The 17,417-nt window shown below is 43.8% G+C and carries 15 protein-coding genes; 2 read left to right on the top strand and 13 right to left on the bottom strand.

Annotated features, from left to right (window positions below; all coding sequences use genetic code 11):
* Positions 1-24 precede the first annotated feature (24 nt).
* The 13 genes from NDI33_RS20875 to NDI33_RS20815 form a co-directional block, all read right to left on the bottom strand.
* Entirely contained in the window at positions 25-402 is a 378-nt protein-coding gene (locus tag NDI33_RS20875; RefSeq protein ID WP_190430897.1) for a rhodanese-like domain-containing protein, read from the bottom strand.
* 969 nt (positions 403-1,371) lie between these two features.
* On the bottom strand, positions 1,372-1,728 hold the full coding sequence (locus tag NDI33_RS20870) for a DUF760 domain-containing protein (protein WP_190410577.1): 357 nt from the start codon (positions 1,726-1,728) through the stop codon (positions 1,372-1,374).
* A 141-nt stretch (positions 1,729-1,869) separates the two neighbouring features.
* Positions 1,870-2,358 carry an SMC-Scp complex subunit ScpB gene (gene scpB / locus NDI33_RS20865; protein ID WP_190672548.1) on the bottom strand — a complete coding sequence of 163 codons (489 nt, stop codon included), beginning with the start codon at positions 2,356-2,358 and terminating at the stop codon, positions 1,870-1,872.
* A gap of 93 nt (positions 2,359-2,451) precedes the next feature.
* Positions 2,452-3,300 (bottom strand): ABC transporter ATP-binding protein, encoded by an 849-nt coding sequence (locus tag NDI33_RS20860; RefSeq protein WP_190672504.1) that lies wholly within the window; start codon positions 3,298-3,300, stop codon positions 2,452-2,454.
* 8 nt (positions 3,301-3,308) lie between these two features.
* Positions 3,309-3,593, bottom strand: a complete 285-nt coding sequence (locus NDI33_RS20855; RefSeq protein ID WP_190672501.1) for a TIGR02450 family Trp-rich protein — start codon at positions 3,591-3,593, stop codon at positions 3,309-3,311.
* 229 nt (positions 3,594-3,822) lie between these two features.
* Complete coding sequence (locus NDI33_RS20850; protein ID WP_190430895.1) at positions 3,823-4,017, bottom strand: hypothetical protein; 195 nt, start codon at positions 4,015-4,017, stop codon at positions 3,823-3,825.
* A gap of 29 nt (positions 4,018-4,046) precedes the next feature.
* Positions 4,047-5,015 carry a transposase gene (locus tag NDI33_RS20845; RefSeq protein WP_190672498.1) on the bottom strand — a complete coding sequence of 323 codons (969 nt, stop codon included), beginning with the start codon at positions 5,013-5,015 and terminating at the stop codon, positions 4,047-4,049.
* Entirely contained in the window at positions 5,012-7,009 is a 1,998-nt protein-coding gene (locus NDI33_RS20840) for a S9 family peptidase (protein ID WP_190672496.1), read from the bottom strand. Before NDI33_RS20840 ends, NDI33_RS20845 begins: the two co-directional genes overlap by 4 nt.
* 370 nt (positions 7,010-7,379) lie before the next feature.
* Positions 7,380-8,162 (bottom strand): hypothetical protein, encoded by a 783-nt coding sequence (locus NDI33_RS20835; protein WP_190672494.1) that lies wholly within the window; start codon positions 8,160-8,162, stop codon positions 7,380-7,382.
* 149 nt (positions 8,163-8,311) lie between these two features.
* Positions 8,312-9,223 (bottom strand): tRNA pseudouridine(55) synthase TruB, encoded by a 912-nt coding sequence (gene truB / locus NDI33_RS20830; RefSeq protein ID WP_190672491.1) that lies wholly within the window; start codon positions 9,221-9,223, stop codon positions 8,312-8,314.
* A 20-nt stretch (positions 9,224-9,243) separates the two neighbouring features.
* A complete protein-coding gene (locus NDI33_RS20825) occupies positions 9,244-9,972 on the bottom strand; it encodes a DUF1963 domain-containing protein (protein ID WP_348245662.1) in 729 nt (242 codons plus the stop codon).
* A 22-nt stretch (positions 9,973-9,994) separates the two neighbouring features.
* Positions 9,995-11,854 (bottom strand): alpha/beta hydrolase, encoded by a 1,860-nt coding sequence (locus tag NDI33_RS20820; RefSeq protein WP_242032994.1) that lies wholly within the window; start codon positions 11,852-11,854, stop codon positions 9,995-9,997.
* 40 nt (positions 11,855-11,894) lie between these two features.
* Entirely contained in the window at positions 11,895-14,948 is a 3,054-nt protein-coding gene (locus tag NDI33_RS20815; RefSeq protein ID WP_190672485.1) for a response regulator, read from the bottom strand.
* Between the two features lie 637 nt (positions 14,949-15,585).
* Between NDI33_RS20815 and argF the strand changes: the two genes are divergently transcribed.
* Together argF and lexA are read left to right on the top strand one after the other, a co-directional pair.
* The gene (gene argF, locus NDI33_RS20810) at positions 15,586-16,506 is read left to right on the top strand and encodes an ornithine carbamoyltransferase (protein WP_190672482.1); all 921 of its coding nucleotides are present in this window, start codon (positions 15,586-15,588) and stop codon (positions 16,504-16,506) included.
* 136 nt (positions 16,507-16,642) lie between these two features.
* Complete coding sequence (lexA, locus tag NDI33_RS20805) at positions 16,643-17,281, top strand: transcriptional repressor LexA (RefSeq protein ID WP_190672480.1); 639 nt, start codon at positions 16,643-16,645, stop codon at positions 17,279-17,281.
* The last annotated feature ends 136 nt before the right edge of the window (positions 17,282-17,417 follow it).

Here is a 17,417-nt window from a genome sequence, read left to right as displayed (position 1 = left end):
TAGCAATTACGGGTTCACAATTTATTAACAGTTAGCAGTCAGAATCGTCTCAACTGGAAAGCCTACTGCTTTCCACGCCGCTACGCCCCCTCTGATTTCAGACACTTGTTGATAGCCAGCCGCACGCAGTTTTGTAGCACCAACTGCGGTTTCTTCATCGGTTTCACCGTAAATGTAAATATCACGGGTGAGTTCCAATTTGGTGAGGGCGCGATCTACTAATTCGTTCATTGGCATGGGGATGGCTCCCATGATGTGGCTAATATTAAATTGGCTGCGATCGCTTACATCAATAATCGTCAAAGCCGGTTCACCCCAGTCTAGCCGCGCTTTCAGGTCATAAACACGAGATTGGGCTTGCAGCGTTGGCGGTGACGGAATAATCCAAAAGAACTTATTCATCGCTGGGTATCATCTTCTATGGCGTTCCCTGAAATTTAACAATAATTTTTAACATTTGCAAATTTTTATAGATAAAGTATTTACACTTGAGGGAATTTATGCCTATTTGTATAGGTGAAATTACTTAGAAAGTATAATCATTAGCTTTGACGATAAATGCTAGAAAAAATCTAAGATTTTCTTTTCCTGTATTGGCTGATTAGTAAGTATTTTTTAAAATTTATTTTATGAGAACTTTCAATTGCATTAAACGCAAAATAACCTTTAACAAAGGCATTTTGACAAAACTATAGGAAATTTTTTTCAATAAACTGAAAATTTTAACTGCAAATCAGGCAAAAATGCTTGATAGAAAATGGCTGTAATAAGATTTAAAATATAAGGTGTTTCAGGACTGGCATTAAGTAAAAATGTTCCCTGTCAAATCCGTCTCATCATAAAGTAATCCAACCGGGCTTGGGGAGCCGGGTTAGGTTTCGGGAATTGCAGGAAGAGAATGTAATGAATTAGCTAGATTAAATTCAAATATTTAATCTAGCTAATTCATTACATTTTGAAATCATAATTCATTCTGCTTATTGCTTCTGAAGAAACGATTGCCGTGTTAGGATCGCTATCGATTAGATGAGCTTTAGTAGTGGTGCAAGAAAATGGAATTCAATGAACTGTTAACCTTAGCGCTGATGCTTAGTCCGGGTCTTTTACTGTCAATTTTGATATTGGCTGCTTTTGCGGCTGGCGGCTAAGACTATTTTTAGGTTCAGATGGGAAATTCCCTGAAATAGGAAGCCAATTGGCTAGTTGCCAACTATGCGATCGCAAGTTGGTAATAAAACGAGCAACTTTAACCGAAGCGATCGCCTAAAATGCCAAAAATAGGCGATAACTTCTCATCGAAACAATATCCTCTCTTGAGCTAGAGACAGAATTGCGATCGCAGATGACATATCGCTGAGAATTTGACTAAATTTAATCAGCGAATTTTTCGCTGTTAGAAGGTTTGTGAGACAGGGAAGAACCAGTCAACGATTCATCCAGCTGCATCCGTTGTTCAAGCTGGCGTAAGAAATAGCCAGTCATCATGGCTGATGCCAATAGACCTGCTAAATTTTCTCTGTCGGTCGTAATTTGAACGTTAAAATTCTCTGAGGGAAGCATTCCCACCAGTCCCTGAACGTTCTGCGAGACGATTTGCTTAATGTCCGGCGTGACAGATTTGGCAACTCGCGCTAAAACTTCTGGAGATTGGTGCTGAATATATTGGAGGAGCTGATTGACTTGTGCATCTTCAGGCTCGCGGTCGAACAATTCAGGGTTAAACACCATTGGAATAAAAAGATTTGAGTAGCTTTCCTTCTACTGTAAACGATTGTGTTGTTTGGCTACTCCATACTCTTGGTTATCAAATGTAAGCCGATAGAGAGATTTTTTGAAAAAGATGCTCTGTGAAACACCAAATGGCTGATTTTACGGTGCATCCTGCTGAGTCAGTTGGGGGAGTTGTTCGACTTCAAAATATTGATGAAATTTTTCCGTAACCTGTAACCAGTAGGAACGACCATCGGCTTGTCGGCGCTTGCGGATAAAACCCAGTTCGACAAGTTCCTGGACGTGCTGATAAGCTCCCGAACCGCGCAAATCGACCAACTCAGATTGGGTAATGGGGCCTTTGAGGGCGATCGCTGCCAGCGTCCTCAAGGCTCCTACCCCTAAGTCTAGCGGCACTAACGCCTCTACCAAACCTTGAAAGGGCGAGCGCAATTGTAAGGTAAAGCCTTCAGGCGTTTCCACCACTTCTAGGGCGCTATCCCGGTGGGCATAGTCAGTCATGAGTTCAATCAGGGCATCTTCGGCGTTATCGCGATCGCATTCAGCATATTCGGCAATTTCGCTAACCGAGATCGGCTTACCCTTGAGATAAAGAATGGCTTCAATTTTCGAGGCGAGGCGAGGCATCATTACTCATTCGTCATTAGTCAGTCATTGGTCATTCGTCATTAGTCAGTCATTGGTAAGAGACTCTGAACAAAAGACGAATGACTAAATGGGTTAGTCTAGCTGGCGTCCGGTGAGTTCAACGAAAATATCTTCTAGATTGGACGGGCGAACCATCATACCAGTTTTATCTGGTGCAGCGTCAAGATAAGCGTTGGCTTTTTCCAGATTGGGGAAGAATTTGTATTCCCAGCGATCTCCTTGTTGTTTCATCACCAACCCTTCGCCGTGTTTAGAGCGCAACTGTTGCAAGGTGCCAAGCTCAATCAACTGACCGGCATCCATGATACCAATGCGATCGCACAAATATTCCACCTCATCCATGTAATGCGTCGTCAGCAGCATTGTCATCCCTTGGTTATTCAAATCCCGGATAATTTCCCAAAGACGGCGGCGTGTTTGCGGATCTAATCCCACCGTTGGCTCATCCAAAAAAAGAATAGAAGGTTGATGCAATAAGGCTCTGGCAATTTGCAATCGGCGCTTCATGCCACCTGAAAGGGTTTTTACCAAGCTATCTCGCCTGTCTACCAGTTCCACGTATTCCAGCCATCGATCGATGTCCTGCTGTCGCTGGCGCTGGGGAATATGGTGCATCCGCCCATGCAGTTCCATATTTTCCCAAACCGTCAAATCGGCATCCACGCTGATTTGTTGCAATACCACCCCAATATTTTGTTTTACCTGCAAAGGTTGTCGTACCACATCATAACCAGCGACCTCAATTTGACCCTCGCTGGGTTTTGTTAACGTGGTCAACATCCGAATTGTGGTGGATTTTCCCGCACCATTCGGACCAAGGAGTCCAAACATCTCTCCAGATTTAATCGTAAAGGAGAGGTCGTTGACGACAGGGATTTTGTTGTAGAGTTTGCGGACGTTCTCAAGGGAAACAGCAGTCATAGGAATTATTAAAAATTAGAAATGATTGAACTTTCAATATTTAATTCGCTATTTTCCTTTCCCTCCATTTCTTGCAAAGATTGCCAGCCAGCTTGCCACTGGGAGGGATTTTTTAGCAGCTTGGCGTTAATCCAGAAACGCACATTTGGGTCGCAGGAAGCAACCATTTCTGCAAAAACAAACTTGCCTTGGTTTTTGCGATTAACTACCTGAAAATGTCGCCATCCCCACGTTTTTTGCTGGGCTGTCCATTTGGAACCAACTAAGTAGGGAAATTTTTGTTTTTTCTGCATTTTCTATTTAATAAAATATTTTTCAACAAAAAATACTAAATCATGTTGCTAGATTTTTGGCACTTCTGAATTAGATTTATTGCACGGCATCATCAGGACAATTTGCTCTTGATTTTACGCACGCAACAGACGAGACGAATGAAGAAGTGAAGGATGCGATAGCGAAGCGCCGACCTGTCGGTTCGCTCTTCCCATCCCTCACAAGCGCGATCGCATCCTACTACTGGCTTTACTCAAGAGGGTGTTTTGAATCACTCTCAGCCAAGTAAACATTTTCTAGAGATTCTCTAGCCGTGTCGAGATTCTCTTGTTCTTGTGTGGTTTCCGCTGGTGATTCGACTTCGCCTGCTTCAATTTGCTGCTGAAATTCTAACAGCGTCTCATACATTTCTTCGTTAATGTTGAATATGGGTTCTTCAGTCATGAATTAATCTCCGTTTAAAAATTGTGACTTTAAGCTGTTTCCGATTCTTCCTGAGAGGTAATCTGGGCGATCGCTTGTTGGAATTCTTCCAAAGAGCTAACGGTAATTGCCCGCTTCAGAAGCTGTTTCAGCACAGCCAAATCTTCGATATTATTGATACTCTCAGCAATCGAGCTGGGCACCGTTTCAAACCGTGTCTCCAAAACTTCGATGACATTCTCTCTAGAATTCTGTACGATTCCCTTGCGGATGCCTCTCCGCTCAATTGGCGTGATAAAGGGCATTCTTCTTTCCTCCTCGTAACGACTTAGTGTTTCTTCAAACCCAAACTGTAATTCCTCTGGTAACACCATCATCCATTCAATTAACCGGAACAACTCTAGGATGTTTTCTCGGCTGTAGCCTCGTTCATATAGCCCTCGAACTAGGCTCAATTTCCACTCTAACCGTCCTTCGGGATTGCGGCGCGTTGCCTGTGCTTTCAGATGAGCCATGATGATGACAGCAAAAGGATTAGTGCTTTGCTCTAAACTTTGCCACTGCGCTTCATAGTCCAATAGTTTGACAGTGGGAAACCGCAAACTAACTCTTGCGCCCCAAATTTCATAGCCATAACTCTGCGGACGCCAAGACACTTGCTCGTCTGCTAAAACTGCTAAGCTGGCAACTTGCCGCCGGTATCGGTCAAAAAGGCGGTAATTATAGACATACATCCGCTCAGCAAAATTAGCATCGACTTTGCTTTGAACTTCGATGTGAATCAGTACCCAAGTTTCTTCGCCGTTTTGTCGCCAGACTTTTACCAGTTTATCGACTCGACGCCTCCCCAGTTCTGCATCGCGGACGACTTGTTGAAGTTCGGTGTCGAGAAATTCGTAGCCCTGCGACCAGTTGATGTCAGCATAAGCTTGCGGGAAGAAGAAAGCCATGAAGTCAGTAAAATAAATCTCCAAAGCTTCCTTCCAAGGGCTATCGTAATCAGCCTGAGGGTTGGTCATGATTCAGGAAGATTCGCGATCGCAACTGGCTCCAATGGATCGGCAAGCTCAAACTGGAAGACGCGAGAATAAAAGTAAAATTCCCCATCAATGGCGCGTTTAATATTCTCTGAACGGCGAAAACCGTGCTGTTCGCCTTCAAAAGGAACATAAGCAACTGGCAACCCTTTGGCACGTAGTGCCTCTACCATCATCTCCGCTTGGTTGGGTGGGACAACTCTGTCTTCTAGCCCTTGAAAGAAAATGACCGGACAAGAGAGATTCTCCGTAAAGTAAATAGGCGATCGCTCTTGATAAATATCTTGCCGCTGTGGGTAAGGGCCAATCAGCCGATCCAGATAGCGCGATTCAAATTTGTGGGTATCTCTGACCAGCGCCTCTAAGTCGCTGACGCCGTAGTAACTCGCACCTGCCTTGAAGACATCGCGGAAAGTCAGGGCGCACAGCGTCGTGTAGCCACCCGCACTACCACCGGCGATCGCCATCCGGTTTCCATCCACCAAGCCTTGTTGGGCCAGATACCGCGCCCCATTCACGCAATCATCCACATCCACAATCCCCCACTGCCCATCCAGCCGCTGATGGTAGGCGCGTCCATAGCCGGTGCTGCCGCCATAATTGACATCTAGATAAGCAAATCCGCGACTTGTCCAGTATTGAATCCGCAAGTTCAGCTGGCTAGAGGTGGCTGCTGTCGGTCCTCCGTGGCTTTTGACGACCAAGGGCGGCAACTCACCATCGGGTGCCCTATAGTCGCGGTTTTGGGGCGGGTAGAAGAAGGCGTGAGCGGTTAATCCGTTCTCGGTAGGAAATTCAATCGGTTGCGGGGCGGACAAGTACCCGGCGTCAATTTCTAACTTACTGGAGCGCTGTAACACTTCTATCTGCTGCGTAGCCATATCCATTTGGATAATCGAGCTAAATTTGGTCGGCGAACCAGCAATAAATCCCACACGACCCGCAGATGCTTTGAGGGACGAAATTTCAGTGTAGTCCGTCTCAATTTTCTCCAGCTTTCCTGTCTCCGTGTCGAGACTCGCCAGATGCCAAATGCCTTGCTGAGTGTAGGTGCAGATAATCCGTTCTTCAGATTCAAAAGCATAGGTGGACATCCCAAAAATCCACTGTGGAAGCCCAAATTCAGCCTCCATTTCGCATCGCAGTTCAATTCCCCCGTCCTTTCCTGTCAAGGGGGGTTCAACGTCTTTCCCCCCCCTTTTTAGGGATGCCTGGGATTGCCATCTGTAGAGATTCCACCAGCCACTGCGATCGCTAACAAAGTGTAAAATACCATCCGGCGACCATTCTGGCTGAAAAATAGACTCATCAACCCCACCAGCAACCCGTTGGCTTTCACCCAAGGAACCATTCGCTTCAATCTGTGCAACCCATAATTCGGTTCCATCCCACGGCAGATTCGGATGATTCCAAGTTAACCAAGCCAGCTGAGAACCGTCAGGACTGAGGCGTGGAGATGAGTAAAAGTCGTTTCCAGACACTAACACCCGAATATCATCACCATCTTCCAAGTTGATGCTAACCAAGGTATTGATTGGTTCGCGCTCGCCTGTGGTGTGGTCTTCGCGCACAACATACAACCGCCGCTGTTTCCGGTCAATTATTCCATCCGCATAGCAGAAGCTTCCTTCTGGTGTCAGCGGTTGCGATTCTGCACCTGGAGTCTGCCGATAAAGGCGCTGATCCGCGAAATTGGAAAAATAAACGGTGCCATCAGCGACGCAGAAGGCACCACCGCCGTATTCATTGACACGGGTTCGGACGTTAAAGGGAGGTGGAGTAACATCAATCGTTTTCCCCTCTGGGGTACGTCGCACAATCACATTCCGTCCGGCTTCTGCGGGTCGCCCCTCAATCCAGTAAACATCCTCGCCATCAAAGGCAATCTGCCCCACTCCAATCGTTTCAGAAACAATTAAGTCAGAGGTGATGGGCGATTTCCAGGAACCATAAGGTGCTACTTGTGCTTGGGTCATGTTTTTACTTCTACAACCAAATATTGATGAATGTATATACTTTAGGACTAAACTACTATCTTCCGAGTATTAGATTACTGGAGTTTTGTCAGTTAGTTTTCGTTCTTTAACCCAGCAGAAGAGTTGGGTTTCAGTATCTTTGAATCCATGCTAAGGATTCAGTAATTTTGGGGCAGACAGAAACTTTTTGAAAATGCGAAATGTTGCATATTTATCGCAATTATATTTAAGTTTTGAGATTCCAGGGTTTCAGATCCCCGACTTCTTAGAGAAGTCGGGGATCTCGCCTTCACGAATTATTTAGGTCTGCTATACAAACTCTATAGCCCTAAAAAACTCTAGTAAGATTTTAGATCCAACGGCTTAACTTCTATTGAGGAGGAAACTGCTGCTCGTTGACGATGGTAAATCCTGAAGAAACTGAGCCGTAAGAACGAACTTTGTCAAAAATTTTTACTAATTCCCTTGAAGGTTTCCGGGTAGAAATCTTCTGTCGCGACCTTTTTTGGAAATTAAAGACCTCTATAGGGCCTGGTTCGCTAGGATTCTCGCAGGCAAAAACTATCTCAGAAGATGAAATAAATCCTAAATAGGAATTGCTTTCAAATCCTTCACAATTAGAAAAAGCCAATATTTTATAGCGATTAAGAGTGTCTAAAACTAAATGATTAACCCAAGAATTATTTAAGCCATCAAAAACATCTAATCTTAACACTAAATATCTATCATCCGGGGAAAAAGAGACTGGATTAGCAATAACGTAGTTATGAATATTGTTACTTAAGCCCAGAATATCTCCCAGCCTTTTTGTACTTGATAGTCCATCCTTTTCAATCACTAATTCTCCAAGAATTTTATCAGCAGTATTGGGATTACATTTTATCAACAAGTTATTGTTTGCCCGACTGTTGGCTTGACCAACTCTCCGAATATTCATATTCAGATAAATTGAATTGATCCCATTCGGTGAGGTTAGTTTCTGGGATTGATAGCGAACTTGCGTAGAACCCTGACAATTTCCATTCAGTCTGCTAATAATTTCTCGACTTAAAGTGGCGAAATCGGAATCTTGAGCCGATGATTTGTTCGCGTAGCTCGAAATAAATCCAAGAATAATTGCAATATAAATTAACGTTGATTTTAGCGATCGCATCCAAAATTCTCTCCAAAAGCAGCCAAGTCGTTCGCACACGGCTATCATGCTGCCAGTTCTAACTCTAAAACGATTATCCTGGCGACCGGCTCGCAGAGGCATCGCAGCGATCGCGCACGCGAGAAAGCGGGTGTTCCTCTAAATATGGCTCAAAGTGGCTCAAATACCATCAGAGGAACCAGTAGATAGCCAGTTTCTAAGGCAAGCAGGCAGCCTATGCCCAAAAAACGACCCTCTTCATCGTTCAGCCGCAACTTTCCCTCTTCAGCGTCCGTCAAGGCAGGAAAGGAAAGGGGGCGAAAAGGAATGCGCTGACCTTGGCACCAGGCTTTAGCGTCTGTTGCTTGTAAGGTGACAGCTGGGAGATGCCCCAAAGCTGCCGACGCTAGAATTGGATGAAACGTTCCTTGTTTGAGCTGTTCTTCCAATTCTTCAAAAGTCAGGCTATCTGATAGCTGGAAGCCGCTACTCTCAGTGCGAGTCAGGGCGGCAAGGGTGCCGCCAGTTGCACACGCCAAACCTAAATCGCGAGCGATCGCTCTAATATAAGTTCCAGGGCCACAAGCGAGCGCTACATCTAATTCTGGAAAATCTCCTTCTCTCCACTCCAATATTTCTAGCTTATAAACTTCCACCTCTCGCGCTGGAACTTCAATCATTTCACCCGCCCGTGCCCTATCGTACAGGCGTTTTCCCTCAACTTGAATGGCGCTGTAACTAGGTGGCACCTGCTGAATTTTTCCTTCAAATTGCCTTAGCGCTGCTTGCACCTTTTCTACAGTTAATTCTGGTACTGGCTGGGCACTGATAATTTCCCCTTCCAAGTCATCAGTGGTCGTCCTTACCCCCAGTCGAATCGTCCCCCGATAAGCCTTATCCTGCCGCAGATATTGCAACAGCCGCGTCGCCTTGCCCAGCGCAATTGGTAACACGCCAGTCGCAGCCGGATCTAAAGTTCCCGCGTGTCCCACGCGCTTGAGGCGCAAGAGTTTTCGCACCTTGGCGACACAATCGTGAGAAGTGAATCCAACTGGTTTGTTTAAGTTAAGAAATCCTTGCATTTAATCCTATAAGTTTTTAATTAGTGGCACTGCCACACCAAAGCAACTTGTTCCTTATGTTCTGGGCATTGTAGGAGATATGCTGCTCCCATATCACCCCAGTTATAAGGAATATTAATAGTGTCATCTCCTGAATCAATTTGAAAAATGAATTGATTCATTTCGTGGTTACAAGTTGGACAATTTGGATATTCAGGATCTTGTACCCAACTAGGCCAACCAGCCAACTTGTCTTCTCTTCGAGGGCGCTTGTAGACAATATCAAAAGCTTTATTATCTAGTGTATTGTTATCTAGCTCTATCTCTTGCCTGTCAGGGTACTCGTCCCTTTGTTCCCATCCCGTAATTAACTTAGCAGCAAATAAATCTTCTATTTCTGGTATGTCCATCTCTGATGGTGTGGTGTTTGGTTGAATAATTCTCGCAAGTTTAGTTTTTGCAAATGGTTCCCAAGCCTCACAATCAACCTCGCAAAGAGGCTCGTCGTAGCTAGTACAATAAAAAAATTGTAATAAACCGCTGCCAAACTTTCCATTCAAGCTTTCAGGCAACTTGTCAAGATTCAGTTGCAAAAATAGCTGCATTGGCTTTTGACAATTAGGACAAGTAGGCCAAGTCTCATTGGCACTCAGCCAAGGTTTTCCAGCAAACTTTGATGCAGTTAAATCTCCATCACCTTCTTGAACGATAGGTTTCCAAGCTGAACGCCTAACACTGCTTAGTTTTTGTCTTATTTGAGCTAATTTCAAATCATCCGATTGCATATTCTAGTTAAGGTGTAGGAGCAATATTTTTCGGGTAAGGCACACCTAACGCCTCTACCCTATCCCCTGGGAGAGATGGGGAAGAATTCCTCTCGTCCCCTTGCAGGGGAAGGGCTGGGGGAGAGCTTAACTGAAAAGTATTGGGTGTAGGAGATGGGATTGGCTGAGCAGTAGAAGTATTGCTGATTCCCTGCAATTGTTCCTCTGTTAAAGACTGAATCAAAACTAAAGGAATCTCATCTCGACTGATATATTGAGCGTAAGAAGCATTCAGGTAGCCTTGATATTCTGGCTCGTTAGAAACATAGGTTTTAAAAAAAGCTAGGCTTAAGGCTTTCACATATCCAAAAGCAGTCACGGGATTTGGTCCCGCAACTTGCGGCGGAATCTTGACTACGCCAGTGCCTTCAAACGCTTCTCCCAAAGTGGAAAAATGCGTTGCCTTTTTCATTAAAACCAGATATTTGTTGGGAGTTGTCAGCCAGGTGAAGGGTTTAATTTGTTCTGATAAAGCAGGTGCAGCAGTATCGTTACTGCTGGCAAATAACATTATCGGAACTTTGATGCCGCTCATCTCAGTTTTTCCGAAAATACTACTATCAACTGGATTGATCGCGATCGCTGCCTTAATTCGGTCATCCCCCAACTGATAATCAATTTGCGGCAACAGCAACGCCCGACATTGGAGCAACAGCGACAGATTCAACGAACTATTGATAGCAGTGCAATCTTTTTCCAGGTTCTCAAAATTAATTTCTGCACCCGCCAGCGCCAACGCTGTGTAGCCGCCAAACGATTGACCAAGGACGCCGACGTTTTGCATATCCAGTCGTCCTCTATAAGTAGCTGCTAGTTGATCTAGCAAATACTTCATATCCAGAGGACGGTCAACCGCTTCGCTGGGAGGAGCCGCATCGCTCGTCAGACCGCTAATTAGAGCCTGCAACTGCTGGGAATTACTACCTGGATGCTCTGGTAGAGCTACTGCAAATCCATGAGAAGCTAGGTGTCTCGCCAGGTAAGCATAGGACAAGCGATCGCTTCCCAGCCCGTGAGAAATTACAATTACGGGTGCGGCTCGTCCGCTCAACTGCGGCAGATAAACATCGACTGGGAAGGTACGGCTGCGGCTGAGGTCATTGAGCGTCAGGGTCTGCATTTCCCAGCTTAGCGGCCCTGGTTGCTGTAAATCTCGCCCTGCGGGAATATTAGACGGTGTTGCCATTTGTGATGGCTGAAAGGGCATCTGAGTGGATGACTGAGCTGAGATTTCAGCCAAAGCTGCCTGTTCAACGGCAGCGATCGCTCCTTGGGTTTTCCCGATTAGGTTGCTCAGCTCATCAATAATCTCAAAGCCCCGATCCGAATTAATCCGAATTGCGTAAGTCGGAAACTTTCGCAGTACATTCAGTGGCGTCAATCCTTGTGGATCGGCAGCAGCTTGAATTAAAGCAGCTCGAATTGCATAAAAACCCGGTTGAAACGCTTTTGTTTGAATAATTTCGCCAACCCGCCGCAGCAGAATTTCCCCCTGCGGCGTGTAGAGAAATTGAGCCACTGCCACCGGACTCACATTCGCACGAGTTTGCAAAATCCTCCGTAACTGCTCTAGCTGTTCCGGCTTAAAAAATTGAGCATAAAACCCTAAATCCTGATTGATTTTGCCTTCCCTGGCATATTCTTCCAGTGCCGAAACCGGAAGGGATAACTGTATCGGTCCATAGGAAATAAATATTTTTTCCGCAGCCAAAACCCGACTCGGCATCAAAGCCGTTACAGAAGGTAAAACCATTCCTAGACAGAGACCTGGAAGGCTTAAAAGCAAGCGTTTAATCGCAGAATTGGTAATCGGCGATGTAGGTTGCAAAGGCAACCCACTCTTTAAACATCCCTCCCTGTTGTTTTGCCTAAAAGGCTTCCTCGAAAGACTCAATTTCGTCCCATCTTTCATCGGTTCCCTGTTTTTGCAATCTCTGGCAACGTTTAACATAGAGGCTAGCCGCTTTATCTTGATTATTTTGCTCTAAGACGTTCTTGAAAATTTCTTCCGCAGAGGCATATTTTTGGCTGTAATAGAGATGAATTCCCAATTCAAAAGAGCTTCTGGTTTTGCTTTTTAGCTCTAAAGTCTCTAAGATAACACCATCAAAAACTTCAAAAATAGGCGATAAATCTTTACGACCTTTAATATGAACTTTATCCAAGAATCTATAATTATATCGAGTGGGATCTTCTAAACCCAGCAAAGTCTTTTCACTAATAATAATAGAAGCTCCGTAGGCTTTGGTCAAATCTTCCAGACGAGACGCCAGATTCACTGCATCTGAAATCACTGTTCCTTCCATACGCTGTTCATCTCCAATCGTGCCTAGCATCAAACTGCCGCTATGGATGCCAATGCCGATAGCGATAGGAGGTAAATTGCTTCTTCGGCGTTCCATATTGTACTGCGAAACTTGTTTTTGCATTTCAATCGCTGCCCGCAAAGCATCTTCAGCGCTTTCCGGGAAAAGCGCCATCACCGCATCTCCAATATATTTATCTATAAAACCATTATTATTCCGGATAACGGGACTCACCCGACTCAAGTAGGAATTAATAAAATTAAAATTCTCTTTGGGTGACATCGCCTCTGAAAGGCTCGTAAAGTTGCGAATGTCAGAAAAGAGGATTGTCATGTCTTTCTGCACTTGATCGCCTAGCTTTACATTAACAATGCTTTCTTCTCCCAGCAAACTAATAAATTGACGGGGCACAAATCGACCATAAGCAATATTTATTTTGGAAAGCTCAAGATGAGTCTCTATTCGTGCTATCAATTCGTGTCTTGAAATAGGTTTAGTTAGATAATCATTGGCTCCTGACCCAAAGGTTTCTAATAAATTAGCAACGCTATGCGCTTCTGTCACAATCACAATTGGTAATTCATTGGCAGGGAAAGTTTGGCGAATTTTTTTGCAAACTTCATAGCCTGACATTTTTGGCATCATTACATCAAGTAAAATTAAGTCAGGCTTTAGACCTTGCTCAATGGCTTCTAAAGCAGCGATTCCATTCCTCGCTTGATAAACCGTATAATTTTCCAAATAGAGATAATTGTTAAGGATCTGAAGATTAACCGGATCGTCATCTACAATTAAAATTTTAAATTTTCCTTCTTGGGGTGCAGGTTGTAGGTAATCTTGTAACCTTTCAAACTGAAAGTTTTGAATCTCAACCTCTTTTGAACTGAGTTCTTTGGAAAGCGTTTGTTGTATACTTTCCGATTTTCCTGCCAGCGGTAGCGTAAAAGTAAACCGCGAACCTTTTTTTAGAATGGATTCTACGTAAATTTTGCCGCCATGCAATTCTACCAGTTGTTTAGTAACTGCAAGGCGGATGCCCGTCCCCACGTAAGGTCTAGAAATAGATTCTTCGGTAAGTTCAAAAGCATCAAAAATGGTATTTATTCTATTGATTGGAATGCCAATTCCGGTATCTGCAACCGTAATTTTCATGTAATTATCCGCAACTGAAGAAACAACTTGTATACTACCCATATCAGTAAATTTAATCGCATTACTAACTAAATTATGCAGGATTTGTTGAGCTCTATTTTCATCAGCACATACCATTGGTACAGTAGGTTCGATTCGATTAATCAAGCGCAAACCTTTGATATCTGCGAAAGGTTTAGCAAGAGTTAAAACTACATCGGCAATTTCTTGCATTCCTACTGGTCTGAGTTTTAACCCCAGTGTTTTATGCTTAAGTTTTTCTAAATCAACAATATCGTTAACCATATTTGCTAGCCGTTGACCGCTTTGCAAAATCATTAACAAATTTTGCTTTTGAATTTCCGACAGTTGTCCAGCAGCTCCCTCTAAAAGAGAGTCAGTGATACCGATTATTTCATTTAAAGGAGTTTGTAGCTCTTGGGAAGTATTAGCTAAAAATTCATCTTTTAGTTGATTGATTTGTAATAAATCTTTATTTTTGGATTCTAGGTTTTGGGCATAGTCTCGTATTTCCGCTACCATCGAATTAAAGGCATCTGCCAACAGTCCCAACTCATCTTTGCTTTTAACATCTATAAAGATGTCAAAGTTGCGATCGCATACTTTTTGGGCACCTTCTAATAATTTTTCGATAGGGTTTCCCAACCAACGCGCCAGCAAAAATGCGACGAGCAGTGACAGGACTAAACTAATACTAATAATACTGATGCAAATATATCGTAATTTATGAATTTGATTGATTTCGTGGGTACCGTCGTACTCTAAAACTAAAACAGCAATAACATTATCTTTTTCATCTTTAATGGGAATGGCTGCTTTGAGAAAAGTGCCAATTTCATCTGTATAAAATTTCTTACCAGCTTGTGCTTCTCCCTCAAAAGCTTGCTGTAGTTCATTTTGCTCAGTTGCGTATAAATCCCCAATCAATTTTTCTTTCTGAGCTAGTGCTTTTTGAGAAGCGTCATGAGCCAGAAACTTGACAATTCGATATCTCGGAGATTCTGGAATGCTGACAATAAGATAGGTTAAGCGAATGAGTGGAATCTTGTCTTTTGCTTCCGATGTTTGCCTCAGAAATCTCACAGGAAATACTTTTCTCCGGCTGCTATTTCTAATTTTTATCAAAATTTTTACAAGAGCTTGATACTCCGGGGATTTTATATATTCTTGAGCAATTTTAGGTGGTAAAGAAGCCGTGATTTCTCCAGGTTCTAGGGTTCTGATTTTCTCGCTGACAGGCAGAGAATTTTTTTCAAGAGACTGACGAAGCTGCTGAATTGTTTGTTTTTCGTCTTGCTCTAACGAAGATGCTCCTTGACGACCTACATCTTTAAGCCGCTCTGACATCTGGTTTAAAACAATTTGATTTGTTTTTGAGTAGAAAAAATAAACGCTAGTGCTGGTGACTCCAACTGAAAGAAGCGAGATAGCCAGCCCTATTTTCACCGCGAAGGGAAATTTCATATTCGGGATTCTGGAAAAGTTATATTTCTGTGATATTTCTAATTATTTTTATGAATCAACGATTATCTTAGTAAATATCCTTAAATGGCTTGAGGTTATACTAAAAATTTTAAGTCTAACCCCCCTAAGCGGTATACATCAGTTTGTTAATTCTTGCAACCTATTTTCTAGGTAGGGGAAACAGGCTGAGCTTTTGCTTACTTTTTTTGCTGAAAGGATACAAAAGGAACTTTTACCATATCAATACCTTTTTTAAGGTTTATTTTGACTTTATAGTGGTTTATTTCTCAGTTGAAAAGATATTTTCGATGACTAGGGTTGAAAGAGACTGGAGAAGCCTAAATTTGGGATGAATAACTCTCTATTAAGCTGCTGGAACAGAAAAAACATTTTCCCTTCAAACCCGTTAAATTCTGCAAAAATGGGTTGCTATCCCGAAAGTTTTACCCTGGATGTACCTGGAAACACTTCTGGTTACTCATGAACTTGTCCTTACAATTCTCTGCCACAGCTAAGTTGATAAAAATCTGGTAGGGTTTTAAAACGGTATAACAAGAGCCAAGTAGAGTCAAAACGACGCGCTCCGTTAAGACTCACTCTGCGGGAACGCATTTTACTTCACTCATCGGGGATAAAAATGGAAGCATTGAAAGGACGAGATCTCCTAAGTCTGGCAGACCTCAGTGCTGAGGAAATGAAAGAACTTTTGGATTTGGCAGCTCAGCTGAAGACGCATCAGCTAAATTTGCGCTGCAATAAGGTGTTAGGGCTGTTGTTTTATAAAGCGTCTACACGGACTCGCGTCAGCTTTTCAGTGGCAATGTACCAACTAGGCGGTCAGGTAATAGACCTGAATCCTAATGTTACCCAGGTGAGCCGGGGAGAACCGTTAGCCGATACAGCACGAGTGTTGGATCGCTATCTAGACATCTTAGCGATTCGGACATTTGAGCAGGAGGATCTGCAAACTTTTGCGAACTATGCCAAGATTCCGATTATCAATGCGCTGTCGGATTTAGAACATCCCTGTCAGGTTTTAGCTGATTTATTAACTGTTCAAGAATGCTTTGGAACGCTAGATGGGCTAACTTTGACTTATCTGGGAGATGGTAATAATATGGCAAACTCCCTGCTTTTGGGCTGCGCGTTGATGGGGATGAATGTGAGAATTGCTACACCTACGGAGTATCAACCCGATGCGGCAATTGTCGAGCAAGCGAAAAAGATTGCACAGACTAACTCTGAGGTAACAATTACTAACGACCCTGAAGCTGCCACCAAAGGTGCCCATGTGCTTTATACCGACGTTTGGGCAAGTATGGGTCAAGAGGAACAAGCAGATGCCAGAATTCCAATTTTTCAACCTTACCAAGTGAATGAGCAGCTGTTGAGTATTGCCGATCCTGATGCAATTGTGCTGCATTGTTTACCTGCTCATCGAGAGGAAGAAATTACCGATGCTGTTATCGAAGGTTCTCAGTCGCGGGTTTGGGATCAGGCAGAAAACCGAATGCACGCGCAGAAGGCTTTGTTGGTGAGTCTTTTGGGAGCAGATTGATAATTTGCTAATCCCTAATCGCGAATGGCAAATGGCTAATTGTTTAAAAAACATTAGCCATTAACCACTGGACAGACGTGGATTTTAGTAGTACGAATGTTCTATAGGACGTAGATTAGTATTCCCCTATTGTTTTATGGAACCCCTAACTGATGCTCAGCAGCAACTTTATAATTGGCTGGTGGAATATATCAGTCAATATCAACACGCGCCTTCAATTCGGCAGATGATGCGGGCAATGGAACTGAAGTCGCCTGCGCCGGTTCAGAGCCGCCTGGAACACTTGCGTGCGAAAGGCTATATTGACTGGACGGAAGGAAAAGCCCGCACGATTAGGATTGTGCGCTCTGGTGCGAGTGGAGTGCCGGTTTTAGGAGCGATCGCTGCCGGTGGTCTTGTCGAACCTTTCACCGATACGGTCGAACAGCTGGATTTGTCTTCTCTGTTTCGTCAGCCGGATTATTATGCCCTTCGGGTGGTCGGAGACAGCATGATTGATGACCAAATTGCTGAAGGCGATATGGTCATCATGCGACCCGTACCCGAACCGGATCGCGTGAAAAATGGCACGATTGTGGCAGCACGAGTCGAAGGACACGGAACGACTTTGAAACGCTATCACCGGCAGGGAGAGCAAATTACGCTCAAACCAGCCAATACCAAATACGACCCCATTAAAGTAAAGGCGAACCAAGTGGAGGTGCAAGGTGTGTTGGTCGGCGTCTGGCGCGGCTATGAATTTGCTTCCATGAAATCGGGATCTCGAAGGCGATAGCATTCTTCGCGTTCCTCTTATCAAAGTCTCCGGGAAAAGGTTTCTCTCTATGGGATGATATCTCAAGACCAAAAGAGCCATTCTCCTGAGTCATTAGGAATTGGAGAAACGGTAATTGGTAATTGGTAATTCATAC

Source organism: Trichocoleus sp. DQ-A1 (genome assembly GCF_039961955.1).
Classification (GTDB): domain Bacteria; phylum Cyanobacteriota; class Cyanobacteriia; order Cyanobacteriales; family FACHB-T130; genus FACHB-T130.
This window is presented reverse-complemented; position numbering and strand designations above follow the sequence as displayed.